Annotated in this window: 15 protein-coding genes; 6 read left to right on the top strand and 9 right to left on the bottom strand. The window is 70.2% G+C overall.

Annotated features, from left to right (window positions below; all coding sequences use genetic code 11):
* Positions 1 to 11: 11 nt before the first annotated feature.
* Both DVS28_RS23125 and DVS28_RS23120 read left to right on the top strand, forming a co-directional pair.
* Positions 12 to 1,232 (top strand): metal-dependent hydrolase family protein, encoded by a 1,221-nt coding sequence (locus tag DVS28_RS23125; protein ID WP_114594358.1) that lies wholly within the window; start codon positions 12 to 14, stop codon positions 1,230 to 1,232.
* A 61-nt stretch (positions 1,233 to 1,293) separates the two neighbouring features.
* Positions 1,294 to 3,357 (top strand): cell wall-binding repeat-containing protein, encoded by a 2,064-nt coding sequence (locus DVS28_RS23120; protein ID WP_114593565.1) that lies wholly within the window; start codon positions 1,294 to 1,296, stop codon positions 3,355 to 3,357.
* 44 nt (positions 3,358 to 3,401) lie between these two features.
* Here the strand turns inward: DVS28_RS23120 and DVS28_RS23115 are convergent, their stop codons facing one another.
* On the bottom strand, positions 3,402 to 5,102 hold the full coding sequence (locus DVS28_RS23115; protein ID WP_164710925.1) for a CocE/NonD family hydrolase: 1,701 nt from the start codon (positions 5,100 to 5,102) through the stop codon (positions 3,402 to 3,404).
* Between the two features lie 138 nt (positions 5,103 to 5,240).
* Between DVS28_RS23115 and msrA the strand changes: the two genes are divergently transcribed.
* Complete coding sequence (msrA, locus tag DVS28_RS23110; RefSeq protein WP_114594357.1) at positions 5,241 to 5,909, top strand: peptide-methionine (S)-S-oxide reductase MsrA; 669 nt, start codon at positions 5,241 to 5,243, stop codon at positions 5,907 to 5,909.
* Between the two features lie 16 nt (positions 5,910 to 5,925).
* Here msrA and DVS28_RS23105 read toward each other — a convergent pair whose 3' ends face one another.
* Positions 5,926 to 6,369: a DUF3291 domain-containing protein gene (locus DVS28_RS23105; RefSeq protein ID WP_164710924.1), complete on the bottom strand. Its 444-nt coding sequence runs from the start codon at positions 6,367 to 6,369 to the stop codon at positions 5,926 to 5,928.
* Positions 6,370 to 6,450: 81 nt separating this feature from the next.
* Complete coding sequence (locus DVS28_RS23100; protein ID WP_114593562.1) at positions 6,451 to 6,951, bottom strand: MarR family winged helix-turn-helix transcriptional regulator; 501 nt, start codon at positions 6,949 to 6,951, stop codon at positions 6,451 to 6,453.
* A gap of 96 nt (positions 6,952 to 7,047) precedes the next feature.
* On the opposite strand from DVS28_RS23100, the gene DVS28_RS23095 reads away from it, so the two are divergent.
* Positions 7,048 to 7,419 carry a DoxX family protein gene (locus DVS28_RS23095; protein ID WP_114593561.1) on the top strand — a complete coding sequence of 124 codons (372 nt, stop codon included), beginning with the start codon at positions 7,048 to 7,050 and terminating at the stop codon, positions 7,417 to 7,419.
* Positions 7,420 to 7,441: 22 nt separating this feature from the next.
* On the opposite strand, the gene DVS28_RS23090 is transcribed toward DVS28_RS23095, so the two are convergent.
* Together DVS28_RS23090 and DVS28_RS23085 are read right to left on the bottom strand one after the other, a co-directional pair.
* Positions 7,442 to 9,574 carry a cell wall-binding repeat-containing protein gene (locus DVS28_RS23090; RefSeq protein WP_114593560.1) on the bottom strand — a complete coding sequence of 711 codons (2,133 nt, stop codon included), beginning with the start codon at positions 9,572 to 9,574 and terminating at the stop codon, positions 7,442 to 7,444.
* Positions 9,575 to 9,738: 164 nt separating this feature from the next.
* A complete protein-coding gene (locus DVS28_RS23085; protein WP_164710923.1) occupies positions 9,739 to 11,172 on the bottom strand; it encodes an RCC1 domain-containing protein in 1,434 nt (477 codons plus the stop codon).
* Positions 11,173 to 11,724: 552 nt separating this feature from the next.
* Here DVS28_RS23085 and DVS28_RS23080 point away from each other — a divergent pair.
* Complete coding sequence (locus DVS28_RS23080) at positions 11,725 to 12,780, top strand: hypothetical protein (RefSeq protein ID WP_114593558.1); 1,056 nt, start codon at positions 11,725 to 11,727, stop codon at positions 12,778 to 12,780.
* A 136-nt stretch (positions 12,781 to 12,916) separates the two neighbouring features.
* Positions 12,917 to 14,866: a cell wall-binding repeat-containing protein gene (locus DVS28_RS23075; RefSeq protein ID WP_164710922.1), complete on the top strand. Its 1,950-nt coding sequence runs from the start codon at positions 12,917 to 12,919 to the stop codon at positions 14,864 to 14,866.
* Between the two features lie 100 nt (positions 14,867 to 14,966).
* On the opposite strand, the gene DVS28_RS23070 is transcribed toward DVS28_RS23075, so the two are convergent.
* The 4 genes from DVS28_RS23070 to DVS28_RS23055 form a co-directional block, all read right to left on the bottom strand.
* Positions 14,967 to 16,400, bottom strand: coding sequence for an aldehyde dehydrogenase family protein (locus tag DVS28_RS23070; protein ID WP_114593556.1), 1,434 nt, complete (start codon positions 16,398 to 16,400; stop codon positions 14,967 to 14,969).
* Between the two features lie 267 nt (positions 16,401 to 16,667).
* Positions 16,668 to 17,441 (bottom strand): energy-coupling factor ABC transporter ATP-binding protein, encoded by a 774-nt coding sequence (locus DVS28_RS23065; RefSeq protein ID WP_114593555.1) that lies wholly within the window; start codon positions 17,439 to 17,441, stop codon positions 16,668 to 16,670.
* Positions 17,438 to 18,202, bottom strand: coding sequence for a cobalt ECF transporter T component CbiQ (cbiQ, locus tag DVS28_RS23060; RefSeq protein ID WP_114593554.1), 765 nt, complete (start codon positions 18,200 to 18,202; stop codon positions 17,438 to 17,440). Before cbiQ ends, DVS28_RS23065 begins: the two co-directional genes overlap by 4 nt.
* Before the next feature lie 3 nt (positions 18,203 to 18,205).
* The gene (locus tag DVS28_RS23055) at positions 18,206 to 19,219 is read right to left on the bottom strand and encodes an energy-coupling factor ABC transporter permease (RefSeq protein WP_114593553.1); all 1,014 of its coding nucleotides are present in this window, start codon (positions 19,217 to 19,219) and stop codon (positions 18,206 to 18,208) included.
* Positions 19,220 to 19,254: the final 35 nt, after the last annotated feature.

Here is a 19,254-nt window from a genome sequence, read left to right as displayed (position 1 = left end):
TGATGCGCGGCATGACCGCCGCAGGAACGCTGACCATCGACAACGCCCGCATCTGGACCGCGACCGACGACGGGATCGTCGACGGTGCCATCCACATCCGCGACGGGATCGTCGAGGCGATCACCGACGCCGGGGCCCTCGATGGCCGTCCTGTGCTCGACGCGCGCGAACGGGTCGTGATCCCGGGACTCGTCGACGCCCACTTCCATGCCTACGGCATCGGCCTGGACATGCTGGTCATGGAGGCCACGCCGCTCAGCTACGTCACGGCCAAGGCCACCAAGCGTCTCGGCGGGGCGCTGCGCCGCGGGTTCACGACCGTTCGGGACGTCGCCGGTGGGGACATCGGCCTGCGACGCGCCATCGACGAGGGACTGATCGCCGGGCCGCGCTACCTCTTCACCGGGCCGGCGCTGTCACAGACCGGCGGCCACGGTGACCCCCGTCCGGGTGACCTCGCCGTGGACACCTGCTGCCACCACACCTCCGAGGTCGTCGACGGCGTCGAACCCCTCCGCGTGGCCGTGCGCGAGCGGTTCCGCACCGGCGCCCACGCCATCAAGATCATGACCTCCGGCGGGGTGATCTCCCTGACCGATCCGTTGCGCATCCCGCAGTACTCCCCCGAGGAAGTGCGCGCCGTCTGCGACGAGGCCATCCGACGCGGCAGCTACGTGGCCGCCCACGCCTACTCGCCGGAGGCCATCGTGCACTCGGTCACCAACGGCGTGCGGTCCATCGAGCACGGCAACCTGCTGGACGCCGCGACCGCCCAGGTGATGGCCCGCTCGGGTGCGCTGCTCGTGCCCACACTGGCCACCTACGACGCGATGGACCGCCGGGTGGACGAGATCGGCCTGACCCCGGTGCAGAAGGCCAAGAACCTGGAGGTCCTCGACCACGGCAAGCGCGCGATCGACATCGCCGCGGAGGAGGGGGTCACCATCGGCTTCGGGACCGACCTGATGGGCGACCTCGAGGACGACCAGCTGCAGGGCCTGCGCCTGCAGCACGAGGTGATGGGCACCGCCGGCGTCCTGCGTGCGGCCACACGGGGCAACGCCGAGCTCCTCGGCGACGACCGGGTGGGTCGTCTTGGCGAGGGCTCGTTCGCCGACCTGGTCATCCTGGCCCGCGACCCGTTCGACGAGCCGGACGCCCTCTGGGACCCCGCCGACGATGCCCGTGACGTTGTGCTGAACGGCATCCCATTCGGCGCTCGAAAGTCCTAGAATCACCGATGTCGCGCCCCGGCGGAGACACTGGAGGGGCCGCGAGACGGAGTGATTCGGCATGGCATCTCGAGTTCCTGCGCTGCTGCCGCTGGTGGCCCTGCTGACCCTGCTCGGCGTCCTCGCCGCGCTCGTGTCGACGGCACCCGCCAGCCGCGCCCAGTCCACGACGACCAGCGATGCCCTGCTGGTCGTCAAGTCCGAGGAGACCCCCTCCAACGTCGAGCTTGCGGTTCGGCTGTCGGAAGCGACACCCCTGCCCGACACCACCACCGTCGTCATGGGCCGCAGCGACGTGTTCGCCGACTCCTTGGCGTCCGGGGTCCTGCAGAGCCGCAGTCCGCTACTGCTCGTGCCGCCGCAGGGCCCGGTGCCCGACCGCGTGGTCGCCGAGCTGCAGCGCCTCGGGGCGGACCGGGTCATCCTGCTGGGCGGCACCTCCGCCATCGGTGAGATCGTCGAGCAGCAGCTGGCCGGCACCTACACCGTCGAGCGTCGTGCCGGCACCACCCGCATCGAGACGGCCACGACCATCGCCGCCATCGACGCCCCGCAGGCGACCACCGCCGTCCTGGCACGGGCGTTCCCGTCCTCCGGCGCCGACCAGTCCCAGGCCTTCGCCGACGCGCTGGCCGCGGGCGGCATGGCCGCCGAGCTGGAGGCGCCGGTCCTGCTGACCTCGACCGACGCGTTGCCGGCCTCGACCCGTGACTACCTGGCATCCTCCACCATCGACGAGGTGCTCATCGTCGGCGGGACCGCAGCCATCTCGCAGGCGGTCGAGGACGAGGTCCGTGGCATGGGCATGGCCACCGAGCGGATCTCCGGCCCCACCCGTTTCGACACGGCCGTCGCCGTGGCCGACCAGCTCGGCGCCCAGGGGGCCGACGACGTCGAGCGGGTGACCCTCGTGGAGGGACAGGGCGCCGATGCGTGGGCCGGCGGGTTCGCCGCAGCAGCGCACTCCGCCCACTTCGACGCACCGATCGTCCTCGCCTCCGGAGACGCCCTGCCCGCCCCGACCAGCACCTTCCTGGCTGCCAACACCGGCGGGTTCGCCGTCCCCACGGCGGCCACCGACGACCCCGTCCTGACCTGCGTCACCCCGATCGCCGCTTGCGAGACGGCACGCGTCGACCTCGGCCTGCCTGCCTCGGCGAACGTCCTGTTCGTCCCGGCCAGCGCGACGACGTTGACCCCCGGTCAGGAGGTGACGGTGACCGTCGAGGGTGGGTCGACGGCGTTCGCCCAGACCGCCGAGGTGACCCTCGACGGGACCTGCCTGGACCAGCCAGCATCCGCACCGCTGGAGCAGGGGACCTTCACCGTCACGACGTCGGCCTCGCTGCCGGAGCCCTGCACCCTGGTCGTCGGCGTGCCGCTGTCCAACGGGTCGACCCAGACCACGACCGCCACCTATCCGGGCGGCACGATGAGCGGGACGGTGCGCTCGGCCACGACCGACGAACCGGTGGTCGGGGCGACGGTGGCCTTGTCCTCGGGGGCGACGACCACCACGGGCCCCGCCGGTGAGTACGCGTTCACCGACCTGCCCGGTGGCAGCTACACCGTCACCGCCACCGCAGACGGCTACGTGCCGGGCGCGCCGACGACGGTCAGCGTGGAACCGGCGCAGGACACCGCGACGACGCTGCTGCTGTCCCCCGAGCTGGCAGCGGGCAGCCTGCGGATCGTGCTGTCGTGGGACGACAACCCGGCCGACCTGGACTCACACCTGTGGACGCCGGAGTCCCAGCCCTACCACGTCTACTACGGCCCACGCGGGTCGCTGGACGCCTGCCCGTTCGCGGCCCTGGACATCGACGACGTCAGCGGCTTCGGCCCCGAGACCGTCACCATCAGCCAAGCAGTCGCCGGTACCTACCGCTACGCCGTCCACCGGTTCTCCGGGGGCGAGACGCTGTCGCAGTCCAACGCCGTCGTGCAGGTCTTCGACAGCGCCGGACTGGTGGCGGAGATGGCCGTCCCGTTGAACGGTACGGCCGAACACACCTGGTGGCACGTGTTCGACCTGGATGCCGTCAACGGCAGCCTGGTCCCGGCCAACCGACTGCTGGCCGACGAGGCTGCCGTGGCCCCCTACGCCGTCCCCAACGCCTGTTGACCCGGGGCCGGCTGACCGGCGCCTGCTGACGGGCACCTGCTGACTCAGCGCGCGCCGGTGTCGATGGCCGCGGGGAGGGTGAAGGGGACCTCGTTGCCGGTGACGATCGGGCCCAGGTCAGCGGCGTTGCCGGCCAGGTGGGACTCCAACCGTGGGGTCGACTCGCCGTCGAGGAAGTCGGTTCGGTCGGCGGTCAGGAACGGTAGCGCGATGTCGGCGTCGTTGACGGTGATGGTCTGTCCGGTGGGGACGTGGACCCAGAAGCTGTTGGTGCCGCGGACCTCCACGCCGATGCGGTGGCCTTCCTCGACGACCCAGTCCTGGGCGTACATCTGGATGTCGACCTGCTGCGCACCGACGCCGCGGATCAACGAGGTGCCGCGGTTGATCAGCGTCCGGGTGCCGGCGGCCTCGTCGATGTCGTAGGTCAGGACGGTGATGTTGCCGCGAGGCACCGTCGTGGTGACGCTGGCGGAGAAGCGCGGCTCGCCGGCAAGCCACACGTCGTGGGGCAGGGGCTGCGAGACCGAGTGGATGCCGCCGCCGGTGCCGTCGCTGTAGGTGCCGGACCGAAGCGAGGTGTTCAGCAGGACGGTGTCGGCTGACGGGTAGGCCGTCTCGGCGCGGTAGCGGCCGAAGTTGTCCTGCACCGCGATGGCCTCGAAGTCGGTCGCCGGGGTCGGCTCGATGCCCTTGAGGTGCTCGTCGAGGAAGCTCATCGCCTGGGCAGCGAACGTCGAACGGCCCATGGCGAAGCGTTCGCCCTGCATCTCGTAGCCGCGGACGTGGTCGAACTGGCCGATCCACATGTGGTTCTCACCGGCGGAGTCGTCCATCGCGTTCCAGTAGTCCAGCGCTGCGTCGACCTTGGTGTTGGTCTCCAGGAAGCCCTGGGTGAGGAACAGCGGGATGTCGGAGCCGGCGGCCTGGCGGACGAGGTCCCGCACGGCCCAGAACGCCACGTCCTCGGAGTCCTGCTGCTGCAGCGCGATGTTCAGGCCGTAGCAGTAGGGGGTGCCGATGCTGTTGAGCACGTACTCGGGGGAGTCGGCGTAGCCGCCGGGGGTGGCGTCGATCACGGAGAACAGCGCAGGGGTGGCGACGCTGTTGGTGAACCGGACGCCGTTGTTGTAGCCGTAGCGGTAGCCCGAGAACACCGGCTCCATGGAGATGACCGCCTCCAGGCCGATCGGGTCCTGCGCCATGCCCATCAGCCCGGTCCAGGCGTCGTAGGACTTGCCGAGCATGCCGACGCGGCCGTTGGACCACGGCTGGCTGGCCGCCCACTCCACCGCCGCCTTGACCGCACCCTGCTCGACCGGGCCGCCCCAGTCGTTGCACCCGCTCGATCCGCCGAAGCCCGGCAGGTCGACCTGCACCATCGTGTAGCCCTCCTCGATGGCGTCGGTGACGTCGAGGAAGTCGAAGAAGCGCTCGTGCATGCCGCCGCCGCCAGCCGGGTTGCCGTACAGGGGGCTCGCCGCGGTGGTGGTGTGGTTGGTGTAGGGGCTGACCACCAGGATCACTGGCTGCTCGACGGTCCACGGGACGTCCTCGTCGCGCAGCAGGTCGGCGTGGAGGCGAGTGAAGGTGGGGTCGCCCATGTCGAAGAACTCCTCCCGGTACTGCGTCCCCGGATACACGCTGCCGGCGGCTGCCGGCGCGGAGGGGAGGAGGGTCAGCACCAGGACCGCTGCGGCGAGCGCGGTGAGGACCCTGGTCAGGGAGGGGAGGAGGGTGTGCATGACCGGAGGGTTCGACGCCACCCCGGCCGATCCCTGCCGGCCGACCACTCCTCACGAGTCGGTGACATCGGGATAGCGTGGACGGCCCGGCGCGTTGGAGGCGACATGTTCCGATTCCTGTCAGGCAACAAGACAACCATGGTCACCCGCGATGACGCCCTGCCCGGCCGCGACGCCGAGCTCGCGGTGGCCGATCGCCACGTCGTGCTGGGGACACCGCTGAAGGGGCCGTGGCCCGAGGGACACGAGGTCATCACCTTCGGCATGGGGTGCTTCTGGGGCGCCGAGCGCATCTTCTGGCAGATCCCCGGCGTGCACTCCACCGCCGCGGGTTACATGGGTGGCTGGACCAGGAACCCCACCTACGAGGAGACCTGCACCGCGCAGACGGGCCACACCGAGGCCGTGCAGGTCGTGTTCGACCCCGAGCAGGTCGACCTCGACGTGCTGCTCAAGGCGTTCTGGGAGAACCACGACCCGACCACGCCGAACCGGCAGGGCAACGACATCGGCACCCAGTACCGCTCGGCGGTCTACCCGACCACCGACGAGCAGATGTCGGCAGTCCAGGACTCCCGCGCCCGCTACCAGCAGGCGCTGACGGAGGCCGGGTACGGCGAGATCGCCACCGAGATCCGGCCCGCCGCCGAGGCCGGGGACGGCGTCTTCTACTACGCCGAGGACTACCACCAGGGCTACCTGCACAAGAACCCCGGCGGGTACTGCAACCACGGCTTCTGCCAGGTCGGCTACGACCTCGAGGCCCACGGCCAGGGTGCGGCGAAGGCCACGTTGCCGGAGGCCTGAGCGTCGCGGACCCTGCTCAGCTGACCGGGGGTGCGGGCGGCACCCCCGTGCCGAGGCCGAACACCTCCGCGGACGTGCCGTCCTCCCACAGGCGCAGCACCTGACGGTGTGCCTCCGCCAGGTCGGGGAGGTGGCCGGCGGGCACCCACCAGCAGGCCGTGGCGGGTTGGTTGTGCGGTTCGAACCATCGGCTGCGCAGCTGCATGATCCGTCGGTGCGGGTCGCTGAAGGAGAACGTCTCGAACGCCGCCATCGACTGCCACACCGAGACGTTCACGACCCAGCGCTCGTCGCCGAGGAAGGGGACGGCGGCGGCGTCCTGCAGGCGCCAGACGAACCCGTCGGCCGCGTCGGCTGCTCGGTTGACATGCGCTGATGCACGGACGAAGCCTGCCATCTTCGGGCTGTCGAGCGAGGCCAGGGCGTACGCGACGTTCGCCTGTGCCAGGTGATGCTCCACGACCAGGAATGCTACCGCTGTTGCAGGTTGTCCGACCGGTGGTTCTGGAAGGTCTGTGCGCCTTTCCGCGTGCGCAGCCGGTCAGTCCCAGGGACCGGGCGGCGCCATCCCCGGCAGGTCAGCAGGTTGGAGGCCCCGGGCGATCGCCGCGCACGCTGATCCGAGGCCCAGCAGCTGCTCGTCGTCGAGTACGTCGATCACCGACTCCCGCACCGACTCGACGTGGTCGGGGGCCGCGGCGACCAGCCGGGCCCGACCGGCGTCGGTCAGCGTGACGATGCTCAGCCGCCGGTCGGTTGTGGACGCCGACCTGCACACCCACCCCTTCGCCTGCAGTCGCGTGACCGCGTGGGACACGCGTGACTGCGACCCTCTGGCCCTGGCCGCAAGGGTGCTCACCGGAACCTGCCCGTTGGGGGCGTCGGACAGGCTGACCAGGATGCCGTACTCGAAGGTGTTCAGGCCGTGGGGCTTGAGCGCCTCGTCCAGCTTCGGTGGCAGCCACGCCATGACCTGCACGAGCCGCACCCACGCGGCCATCTGCGTCGGGTCCAGCCAGCGGGGCTCTTCCGCGTCGGTCATGGCTACACCCTACGCGGAATAGCGTGAACGTTCATGGAGTTGTAGGCTGCGCGACCATTCTCATGAACGTTCATTGATCTCCCGAAAGGCCTTCCCGTGCACCTTGCCCTCTGGATCGTCCAGACCGTCCTCGCCCTCCTGTTCCTCGCCGCGGGGGCGATGAAGCTCGCCAAGTCCAAGGACGACCTGCGTGCCGACATGGCCTGGGTCGAGGGGGTCTCCCCTGCGCAGGTCAAGGCGGTCGGCGCGGTGGAAGTCGCCGCGGCCCTCGGCTTGATCCTCCCGGCGGCCACCGGCATCCTGCCGGTCCTGACGCCCCTCGCCGCGGCTGGCCTGGTCATCGTGATGGTGCTCGCCGCAGCCACCCACCTTCGCCTGGACGAGGCGTCGAAGGTCCCGCCCAACGTCGTCCTCGGCGCGCTCGCCCTGTTCGTCGCGATCATGCGGTTCGGCCCGGAGGCCTTCTAGCCCCCGGCCCTCCCCGCCCGGATCAGGCCGGTCGGAACAGCGGGTTGTGCCGCATGACGAACGCCTGGTGCGCGGTCATGTTGGTCGAGTCGGAGTCGTAGAACATGAAGTTCTGACCGGCCGCACCGCATTCCTGCTCGTCGATCGTCCCGTCGCCGTTGGGGTCACGGCACTCCGGGGTGTCGGGCAGCGGGTCGAACGTCGCACCGTCCTCCTCGGAGGTGTGGAACAGGCCCAGGAAGTGCCCGGCCTCGTGCCAGGTCGTCGTGCCGAGCTGGCTGATGTCACGTCCGCCGTTGGCGATGATGATGACGCACGAGTTGCCCATGTCGGCCAGCAGCGGCACGCCGGGGATGCCGGCCGCGATGCCCTCGGTTTCGCCGGCGTCCTGGCCCGGAGGCGGTGGCGGGTCGTCCACGATGTTGTCGACGATCGCGAAGTTGATGGTCCGGGCCTCGCCGCTCAGCCCGCGCAGGCTGCTGCACAGGTGACGGATCTCGGGCGAGTTGCCCTCATCCGCGGCGACCTCGAGCTGGCTGTGTCGTGCCTTCAGGTCCGCGGGCACGTCCAGGATCTGCATCGTCCCGACGCCGAGGTTCTGCTGGCCGAAGATCTGCTCACCGATCTGGCGGTAGGTCCCCGACAGGGCATCGCGCTCGGCCTGTTCGTCGATGGACTGGTGGTCGGTCACCACGTAGAAGTTGGCGTCCAGCACCTGTCGGGCGTTGGGGTCCCCGGACTTCACGATGGCCTGCACCGTGCCGATGCCCCCATCGCTGAACAGGGGGAAGGCGTAGTCGCCGGGCTGGACCTGCTGGTCGGGCAGGAACGGGAAGACCAGGGCGTTGTCGCCGAACGTCGCGCCCTCCGCGATGTCGCCCTGGCCCAGCGCGATGCCGGGGCCGGTGACCCCGTCGAAGAAGACCTGGCTGCTGCCGTCCGCCGCGGTGGCCACGACGGTGATGGAGTAGTCGCCCGGCGCGGCGGTCACGGTCACGGTCCCGTCCGCATCCGGGGTCAGGCCGATGATCCGCAGGTCGTTGGCCGCAGGCGGAGGTGTCGTCCCGCCGCCCCCGGCGATCCGTTCGGCCTCGGCCTTCGTCGCGTCGCTGACCTGGCCGGCCGGACCGATCGTGGTGACGGTCGGCATCCGGTCGCCGAGGTAGCTGGCGGTGGTGCCGGGGACGGCGTCGGTCTGGACGTACAGCAGCGGGGCGTTCACCGAGCTCGCGGCGACGCCGCCCGGCAGCGCGTAGGTCCAGAACGTGTCGGAGTAGCCGTTGACGATGGCGACGGCCGCACCGGCCGTGCCGCCCCACAGCTGCAGCCCGATCTGCAGCGCCGTGTCGTCCCGGGCCGCGCCGGCGATGCGGACGACCTCGGTCCCGGCCCCCGCCGCGGCACGGACCTGGGCCTCGACATCGGCGTTGAGCGCGGCCGTGCCACCGAGCAGGACCACGCGGTCCCACTGGCCGTTCGCGGGGTCCAGCAGCGCGGCGACCGACGGGTGCAACGAGGTCGACGACGTCACCACGATGGGCGATCCGGTTGCGGCCGACCATGCGCCTGCGGCTGCGGAGTCAGCAGGGTTGTCGTCCCGTGCAACGAGCAGCGTCCCACGGGGTGCGCCCGACGCCAGCAGCGCCGCCGCGATCGCTGTGGAGGTCTCGACCCGCGACGGACCGGCCAGGCGGTCGACACAGAAGTTCTCCTCCAGGTCGGTGAACAGCTGTGCGGACAGCGCGGCCTCACCGCCGAGCAGGATCACCTCGGCGTCCAGTCCGGTGCCGCACTCCGCCGGCGCATCGGTCGGCAACAACCGGGCGATCTCGCGACCGACGTCTTCGGACAGTCCGGCTGGGGCGGGGTCGACCAGCAGCAACGCCCCGTCGGCACCGGCGGCGCCGGAGCCGGCCAGGTTGTCGGGGAAGACGTCGTTGCGGCCGAGGACCACCCGCGCCACCGATCCATCCGGGCGGGTGCTGGTCGAGATGTCGATCGACGCCGCGGTCGGGTCGTCGTCGTTGCCGATGCGGCTACCGGCCGGAAGCTGTGCGACGGCGGGCACCGCCATCGCGATGACCAACAACGCCACCAGGACCGCCGCCCATCTCCCTCCGCGCGCAGTGACGAGAACACGGGCTGAATCCCTCATGACGACCTCCGCCTGGCTGATGTCGCCGCCCGAACCGGACGACCCGACTGACGCTACTTCAGTCGAGGCCGTCCCTGTTGGCTCGCGCGCGAGGTCGGCGTGCGTTGATGCCCCCTGGTCTTTGGCGCGTGCGCCGCACCTCGGACGACGGTGGGCCAACCGCGTCACACGATGATGACGGTCCCGTGGTCGACAGGTTCTTCGACGTTGCCTGCCATGTCGCTGGCGCTCGTGGACAGCGTCCAGCTGCCGGACGGGGCGTTGTCGACGCGCCACGTGCACGAGGCACCCTCGCCCCCGAGCCCCGCGTTGGCATCGTCCTCGGCCGAAGGCCCTCGGTGGATCATGAGTTCGCCGGTGCTGCAGTCCAGCTCAGCATCGAGCGAGGTGGTGGCGCCGTCGGCGTCCGTGAGCCGCACAGTGACAGCGCCGATGCCAGAAGTGGTGTCGTCTGCCGTACCGGTGAGGGCTGAACCGGGGGTAATGCTGATCCCCAAGCCGAGGCCTTCCCCGGCATAGGTGCTGGTGGGTGCTTGCATGTCGAGCTTGACCGTGACGGGGGTCGATGTGGCGTTGTCGGCCATGTCGGTTGCGGTGCCATTCACCGTCGTGATGCCGTCGGTGTCGACCGTGACGGGGCTCGAGCAGGTCGCGACGCCGGACGTTGCATCGCTGCAGTCGAAGGTGACGAGCACCTGCCGGTTGAACCATCCGCCCTGGGTCGGCTGACTGTCGAACAGGGGCAGGACGGTCGGAGCAGTGGTGTCGATGTTGACGGTGTTGGTCACCTGCAGCTCGCCGGTGTCATCGACAGCGATACCGGCGATCGAGTGGATGCCGTCGCCGGTCACGTCCGTGCGATCGGGACAGGTGGTCGTCGTACCGAAGTAGGTCACGCCGCCGGAACACGAGTAGGTGATCGAAACGGGTTCCCGGTGCCACCCGTCGGCATTGGGGGTCGGCAGCCATGACGACACGGTCATGGGCAGGGCGAAGTCCCTGCGCGTGTAGACGGTCGGGTCTGACTCCCAGGCGGGCCAGCACTCGACGGCCGAGCCGTCGTGGATCAGTCCACACGTCTGCGAAGGGCTGGCGTCGATGGTGAGGTACGGTCCTGCGCCTGACTGGGAACCCCAGCAGTCGGCGTAGCCATCGGAGGCAAGCGCGCATACGTGGTTCTCCGAGGCTGTCACAGCGGTGTACGGTCCGCCTTCGCCATCAACCTCCGTCATGTCGCGACCGTACGAACCGAGTGTCCAGCAGTCGATTGCGTCATCGGTGTCCACCGCACATGCGAAGCCACTGCCCACGGCTATGTCGGTGTACGGGCCCGGACGGTCGAGTTCTGAGTCGTCGATGCCGTACGAACCCCAACAGGCCGCTGCGCCCGCGACGGTCACGGCGCAGGTGTAGTACTGGCTCGTGTCGATGGCCGAGAAGGGGCCGCGCCTGTCCGATGCCTGGCCGTAATCGTTGCTGCCCCAACAGTCTGCGCGCCCGGTAGTCGTCAAGGCACACGTGTGATTCGACGCGGCGGTGATGGTGCTGTAGGGGCCGGGCCTCCAGTGAGGTGCTTGGCCGCTCGTGTTGTCGCCCACGCAGGAGACCCCACCAGAGGGCTCATCCGGTCCTCGCATCTCGAGACCGCAGAGGTGGCCGGTGCCCGCGGTGATCGAATGCAGGCCCCCAAGGAAGGCTGGCCCCGCGACAGGTCCTTGGCCCCAGCACTCGACGTCGGCGTACGCAGTCATCCCACATCCGAAGCCATCTCCGGCTGCCACCGTGACCGTGGAAGCCGTCGCGGTGTCCCCGAGGGCCAGGTCGTTGCCAGCGGCGGCCGATGGACTGGCTGACAACATTCCAGCTACCAGTGCCGCGACCAGCAGGAGCGGTGGGGGGAAGCGTCGGGCGGTGCGGTCCATGCAAGGGCCTTCTCGTCGGTGGTGGCCCCCCTGATGGGGCCGCTTCCCCTGGGGTTCGCGGCGCGAACGGAAGATTCCTGCCGCGTTTTCCTCGCAACTGAAAGGAGTTCGGAACGACGTCCGGGTGGGATCGTGTTCGGCAAACGCGGCCGGTCCCTGGGCGGAGTCACTAACGAGTCCCGTACAGGACCACCACGGGGTCTGTCACTCCGGTAGCGTTGCGAGGCGATGATCGGCGACGACGTGGACCGGGTGCTGACCAAGCTCCAGCAGCTGGTCGCGGTCCCCTCGGTAGTGGGCTACGAGGGGCCACTCATGCGGCACCTCGCGCGCGAACTGCACACCGCCGGCCTGGACGTGACCAGCACCGAAGGCGGGGTCGTCGGCAACGGGGCACGCGGCGGCCGCGTCGTCATCTCCGCCCATGCCGACCGTCACGGACTGATCTGCACCGCGCCCGGTACCTTCACCTACGCCGCGCACGTGCTGCCGGCGATCCGGGGCGTGGCCAACTCCCATCGCCACGCGTTCGCCGAAACGGTGTGCACGCGCTTCGGGGACGAGGAGGTGCGGGCCTACGACCCACGGACCGGAAACACGGTGGCCGACGGGCGGGTGGACCACATGGCCGTCTGCGGCATCGACGACCTCGGCATCGAGGTGCCGGTCAAGGGGCTCGACGCCATCCTGACTGCCACACCGGTGGCCTTCCAGGGAAAGGTGGTCCAGGAGGGGCAGCACGTCCAGGCGCAGCTGGACAACGTGCTGGGCGTGGCGATGGCGCTGGTCCTGGTCGAGGGCGGTTTCGACGGGACGGTCGTGTTCACCGCGGAAGAGGAGATCGGGGCCAGCTGGCGCTACCTCAACCACGAGCTGCTGCGCCACGTCCAGGCGCCGGACACGCTGATCGTGCTCGACACCTCACCCTTCGACGACACCGAGGCCGTGGACGTCGGCGCCGTCGTGCTGCGCTGGCGCGACGAGACCGCGCGCTTCTCCGTCCCCACCGTCAGCCGGCTCATCCAGATCTCGCAGTCCCACGACATCCCCGTCGTGGTCAAGGACCGGCTGATCGAACGACTCAACGAGGAGCGTCGGTTCAACGGTCGGGACGAGCTGCCGTTGGGGCGGACCGAGCTCGGGCGGCTCGTCCGGGGGACGGCGGAGTTCGTCAACGGCGCGACGCTGCAGGTGCCGACGACGATGTACCACACGAACGCCGAGACGACCTCGGTGACCGCGATCGCCAACGCCATGCGGGTCCTGCGCGACGCCACGGACTGAACGTCGTCCAGCCCAAAAGATTCGGGACGACTTGTTCGCTTCCGTTCAAGTTCGGGTGCAGTATGACCGACTAGTCATTTGTAGCCAGCAAACGACAGTGCCCTGTCACCCTCCCCGTACAAAGGTGATGCAGTCCATGAGTGCCCTTCTTCGTCGATCCGCCTTCGCCGGCGTGATCGCCGCGGTCCTCGCCCTGGCGATGACCCTTCCCGCCCAATCCCAGATCCCCGGTCTCGACGACCTCCCGATCGCGCCCCCGGGTGTCATCGGCGCCATCCTCGATCCGCTCGAGGACGTCATCGAGACGATCACCGAGCCGCTCGGGGACGCCCTCGGTGACGTGCCCTTCGACAACGCGGTGCGGCTCGACGCCAACGACGCGGTCGAGGCCTCGATCGCCCTGTCGCGCGTCACGTTCGACAGCGCCAACCTGGTCATGATCGGCCGTGACGACGTGTTCGCCGACTCGTTGTCCTCCGTCGCCTCCCAGGGCATCGCCGGCGCGCCGCTGCTGCTCACGCAGACCGACGACCTCGACCTGCGGATCGCCGACGAGCTGACCCGCCTCGGCGCCACCGAGATCCTGCTCCTCGGCTCCGAGGACGCCATCTCCCCCGACCTGGAGTCCAAGTTCGTCGCCAACTTCGGCGAGGACAACGTCAGCCGCGTCGGTGGCCCCTCCCGTGTCGAGACCGCCGCCATGCTGGCCGAGCACGTCGCGCCCGACGCCGACACCGCCCTGCTGATGCGGGCCTACCCCGAAGAGGGCTCCGACCAGTCCCAGGCCTACGCCGACGCCCTCGGTGCTGGCCCGCTGGGCTCCTCCATGGAGTACCCGGCCCTCCTGACCACCACCGGCTACCTGCACCCCGCCGCCGAGACCTACTTCGAGGACTCCGGTGTCGAGGAGGTCGTCATCGTCGGTGGCGAGGCCGCCATCGGACCCGAGGTTGCCGACACCCTGACCGACATGGGCATCACCGTGACCCGCGTCGCCGGTGAGAACCGCTACGGCACCGCCATCGAGATCGCTCGCTTCATGGGCTTCCTCGACGCCGCCGACACCTCGCGCCTGATCCTGACCGAGGCCGGCTCCGTCGAGGAGCCCCTGTGGTCGGCCGGGTTCGCCGCCGCAGCACACGGTGCGGTCTACGAGGCCCCGGTCATCCTGGCCGACGGCCCGCTGCTGCCGCCGGAGACCATCGCCTACCTCGGTGACGGCCTCCTCTCCAACGCCCTGCGCCTCAACAACCTCCCGCTGATCTGCAACAGCTTCGTCGACTTCCTCGCCTGCGAGACCGCCGCGCTGCTGATGCTGGGCCTGCTGGACGAGGTCAACGAGCTGACCGGCGGTGTCCTCGAGGACGTCCTCGGCCCGGTCTTCGACCAGCTGCTCGGCCTGCTGGAGGGCATCATCCCCGGCTCCGACGGCACCTCCCCCGGCCTGCTCGGCGCCATCCTCTCCATCATCGGTGTCGACGGTGACGAGGAGACGCCCCCGGGCGAGGACGGCACCGACTGCGATGGTGACGGCAACACCGACGACAGCGAGGCCGACTGCCCGGAGGACCCGAGCGCGGCGTTCGCCAGCGCCATGGCCGCCCAGCCGACCGAGGTCCGTGCCGCGTTCGAGCGCGTCATCGGTCCGGAGGGCAACCGCGTCTCGACGTCCCGTCAGGCCGCGCTGATCCCGATCTTCGAGAACCTCGACGCGGCCCTCGCCGCGCCGATCGACACCTCCGACCCGGTCCAGGCCGCGGCGCTGGTGGACATCCTCGACGCCATCGACGACGTCCTCGGCTCGCAGTCGCGGGTCGTCCCGCTGGACCAGCTGAACGACCTGCTGACCGGTGTGGAGACCCTGCTGGCCGGCATCGTCGACGACTCCGTCCTCGGCTCGCTCGGTGACCTGGTCGACATCCTCGACATCGACTCCTCCGACGCGGTGACCGGCCTGGTCACCGAGGTCACCGGCATCCTCGGTGGGCTGTCGGGCTTCGACTCCTCGACCCGCAGCTTCGCCGACCGCTACGGCGACGACGCGGTCGCCCTCGAGCAGACGCTCGAGCGCCTGACCGCGGAGTAGACCGCCGACGGAAGGCCGCCGCCTTCCGCCGCACCACGACGAGCGCCCGAGGTCATCAGACCTCGGGCGCTCGACGTTGCTGGGTGACTGGGTGGGCCGATCAGTCCTCGCGGGGCGTCCAGCCCATGACGGCCTTGGTCTCGAGGTACTCCTCGAACCCGAGCTGACCCCACTCGCGGCCGTTGCCCGACTGCTTGTAGCCACCGAACGGGGCGAAGATGTCCGCCGGCGCGCCATTGACGTGGACCATGCCGGTCCGCAGCTGGCTGGCCACCGCGCGGGCCCGCTCGATGTCGCCGGAGCTCACGTAGCCCGAGAGGCCGTAGGGGTTGTCGTTGGCGATCTCGATGGCCTCGGCCTCGTCGTCGTAACCGATGATCGTCATGACCGGCCCGAAGATCTCCTCGCGGGCGATCCGCATGTCGTTGGTGGCGTTGGTGAACACCGTCGGCTTGACGAACCAGCCGGTGTCGACGCCGTCGGGACGGCCGGTGCCGCCCGCGGTCAGGGTTGCACCCTCGTCGATGCCGGACTGGATCAGGCCCTGGATCTTGTCGAACTGCGCCTGGCTGACGACCGGGCCGATGACCATGCCCTCGCCCTCGGGGGCGGAGACGACGGACTCGGCAGCGGCCTTCGCGATCTCGGCGACCTCGTCCATACGGTCGTTGGGGACCAGCATGCGGGTTCCGGCGTTGCAGGACTGGCCGCTGTTGCTCATCATGCCCTTGACGTCACGGCGGACGACCTTGGCGAAGTCGGCGTCGTCCAGGACGATGTTGGCGGACTTGCCGCCCAGCTCCAGCGCCACCCGCTTGACGGTGTCCGCAGCGGACTTCTGGACGAGGATGCCGGCACGCGTCGAGCCGGTGAAGCTCATCATGTCGATGTCGGGGTGGGCCGACATGGCCGCGCCGACCGACGGGCCGTCACCGTTGACCAGGTTGAAGACACCCGCGGGCACGCCTGCGGCGTCGAGGATCTCGGCCAGGACGATGGCGTCCAGCGGGGCGATCTCCGACGGCTTGAGGACCATCGTGCAGCCGGTGGCCAGCGCCGGGGCGACCTTGCACGTGATCTGGTTCTGCGGCCAGTTCCACGGGGTGATCATGCCGACGACCCCGACGGGCTCGTGGCGCAGCCGGGTCGTGCGCTGGTCGACCTCGAACTCGTAGTTCTGCAGGACCTTGCTGGCGGCCTTGAAGTGCCCGTAGCCGGAGGGGATCTGCACCTTCGACGCGAAGGGCATCGGGCAGCCCATCTCGTCGTGGAGGATCTGGGCCAGGTCGTCCATCCGCGCCTTGTACTGGTTCATGACCTCCTGCAGCAGGTCCAGCCGCTCCTCGCGGGTGGTCCGGGAGAAGGTCGTGAAGGCGCGCTTGGCGGCGGCCACAGCGGCATCGACGTCAGCGGCACCTCCCATGGCGATGGTGGCGATGGGCTCCTCGGTCGTCGGGTTGATGACGTCGAGGGTGGCATCGGTCGTCGGCGGCACCCACTTGCCGTCGATGTAGAACTCTCGTGTGTGCTCCATGGCTCGGCCCTCCGGGGCTGGTGGTGTTGACGACGGTGTCAGGTTCGCATCGTAGGTCCCGCCCGCCCGGCCCGCCCCTGCCTCGTTGGCGGAGGAGACCCGGTCCCGCCCCGCACACCAGAGGCTTGTCGCCTGGCCGGCGCTGGGTGCCCGTGGTGCAACACGCCTACGAAGTGTGTCGTCTGGCCCGCGCCGGGCGCCGGTGGTCCGACCCGCATGCGAGGGGTGTCGGCTCACCCGCGCGGGCGGCCGGTGGGGCGACACGCGTCAGGGGGTGTGGCGGGCGGCCCAGCCGGCGCGGGGGTCGAAGCCCAACGGCAGCTCGAGGCGGTGGGCGTGGAGGAGCGGTTCGTCGGCCAGGACGTCCACGCAGGAGCCGTCGGCGACGACCCGACCCCCGGAGACGATGACCGCTCGGTCGCACAGCTCCAGCGCGAACGGCAGGTCGTGGGTGATCAGCAGCTTGGTGATCGGCAGCTCGGCCAGCACCCCAGCCAGCTCGCGACGGCCCGCCGGGTCCAGGCCGGATGTCGGTTCGTCCAGCACCAGCACGTCGGGCTGCATCGACAGCACGGTGGCCAGCGCCACGCGACGTCGTTCGCCGCCGGACAGGTGGTGGGGGGCTCGGTCGATCAGCCCGCTGGCGCCGACCTTCTCCAGCGCCTCCTCGACCCGAACGTCCAGCTCGCCGTCGCGCAGGCCCAGGTTGTGGGGCCCGAACGCCACGTCCTCGCGGACCGTCGGCATGAACAGCTGGTCGTCGGTGTCCTGGAAGACCATGCCGACGCGCCGACGGATCTCGGGTAGGTGTTCGTGGGCGATGGGCAGGCCGCTGATGGCTGCCCGGCCCTCCTGCAGCTCGTGGATGCCGTTGAGGTGCAGCGCGAACGTCGTCTTTCCCGACCCGTTCGGGCCGAGCACGGCGACGGACTCGCCGGTCCCCACCGCGAGGGTGAAGCCGTCGAGTGCGCGGTGGCCATCGGGATAGGTGAAGCCGACGCCGTCGAGGTCGATCACCGGAGGGGGAGCGGGGACGGTCACAGGCTGGTCACCGTACCCACGGTCGCGGCGATCGAGACGGCCGGCAGCCACAGCACGGCAAGCCACTGGCGGGTGTCGCCGTGCCGCAACGACGGGGCGGGCATCTCGCCGGTGAACCCGCGGGCCAGCATGGCGGCGTGCACCCGTTCGCCGCGCTCGTAGGACCGGACGAACAGCGCCCCGGCCGACGACGCGATCGGCTTGACCTGCCACAACCAGCGGGGGTCGTAGCCCCTCGCCGTCATGGCGGTCCGCATGCGGCCGAGCTCGCCGGTCAGCACCTCGAGGTAGCGGATCATGAACGTGGCGATGGTCGTCAGGACCACGGGCACCCGCAGGCGTGCAAGTCCCGCCATGATGGCCGGCGTCTCGGTCGTGCCGGCCAGCACCACCGTGGTCGACGCGCCGATCACGGACTTGGCGACGATCGCCCGGGCGGCGGCCAGCCCCTCGGCCGACACCGCGACCCCCAGCACCTCGACCCGGTCGCCCGAGGCGATGAACGGGATGAACACGGCGAAGACGATGAAGGGCAGCACGACCATCGCGCGGGAGGCCACGAAGCGCAGCGGCAGCTCGGCCAGCCGCACGACAACCAGCAGCGCAACCAGGTCCACGCCGAACGCCCAGGTGCCCTCGTTGGGGGTCAACGCCACCCCGATGACGAACAGGAAGGCGGCGGCGACCTTCACCTCGGGGGCCAGGCGGTGGACCGGGCTGTGTCCGTGGACGTAGAGCGCGTGGGCGTGGCCGGCAGCCACCGGCTAGACCTCGGTGGGGGTGCGGCCCACGTCCGGGGTCTCACCCCGCGCCCGGCGACCACCGCGGACGGCGAGCAGCACCCCGCCCCCCACCAGCAGGACCAGGACCAGTCCGGTCACGCCGGCGACGGCCAGGCTGAGCTGTTCGTTGTCGATCCCGGCGGTGGCGTAGTCGGCGAAGATGCCGCCGGCCAACGAGTGTTCCGCGCCCTGCTCGACGAACTCGAGGTCCTCCGCGACGCGCTCCAGCCCGTCGGGGTCGGAGGCGGCGAACTGGCTGACGACCGTGGCGAACAGCACCGCGACCAGCAGGCCGGCGACGGCGAACGCCTTCATCGACACCTTGGGTCGGTCCGCCAGCTGGCTGCGGTCCAGGTCCTGGGCGCCGTGGACCAGGTCGGGACGGGCGGCCAGCACCGCCCCGACGGCCAACGCGGTCAGGACGGCTTCGCCGACCCCGATCAGCAGGTGCACGCCCACCATCGCACCGAACACCGTGTCGAACGCCACCGGCGCCGACGCGCCGAACAGCCACTCCAGGGAGAAGGCCATGGAGGACAGCACGACCGAGGCCAGCGCAGCCACCCCGGAGGCCGCCACCACACCGCTGCCGTTGGCGGGCAGGATCCGTCGCATCAGCACGAACACGCCGTAGCCCCCGAAGGAGGTGACGACCGCCATGTTCAGCACGTTGTAGCCCAGCGCCGTCAGCCCGCCGTCGGCGAAGCCGAGCGCCTGCACCAGCACCACGACGGTGACGACCAGCGCACCCATCCACGGGCCCAGCAGGATCGCGGCCAGCGCGCCACCGAGCAGGTGGCCGGTGGTGCCGGCGGCCACGGGGAAGTTGAACATCTGGGCGGCGAAGACGAACGCCGCGGCGATGCCGGCCAGGGGGATCTGCTTGTCCCGCAGCCGGTCACGGGTCTGGCGCAGCGCCACGGCGACCGCACCGGTGCTGATCGCCCCTGTCGCGACGGCGGTGCCTGCGGTCAGGAACCCATCTGGTGCATGCACGGCATGCCTTTCGGCTCGGTCCAGCGATGTGCTGA

The organism is Euzebya pacifica (assembly GCF_003344865.1).
GTDB lineage: Bacteria > Actinomycetota > Nitriliruptoria > Euzebyales > Euzebyaceae > Euzebya > Euzebya pacifica.
This window is presented reverse-complemented; position numbering and strand designations above follow the sequence as displayed.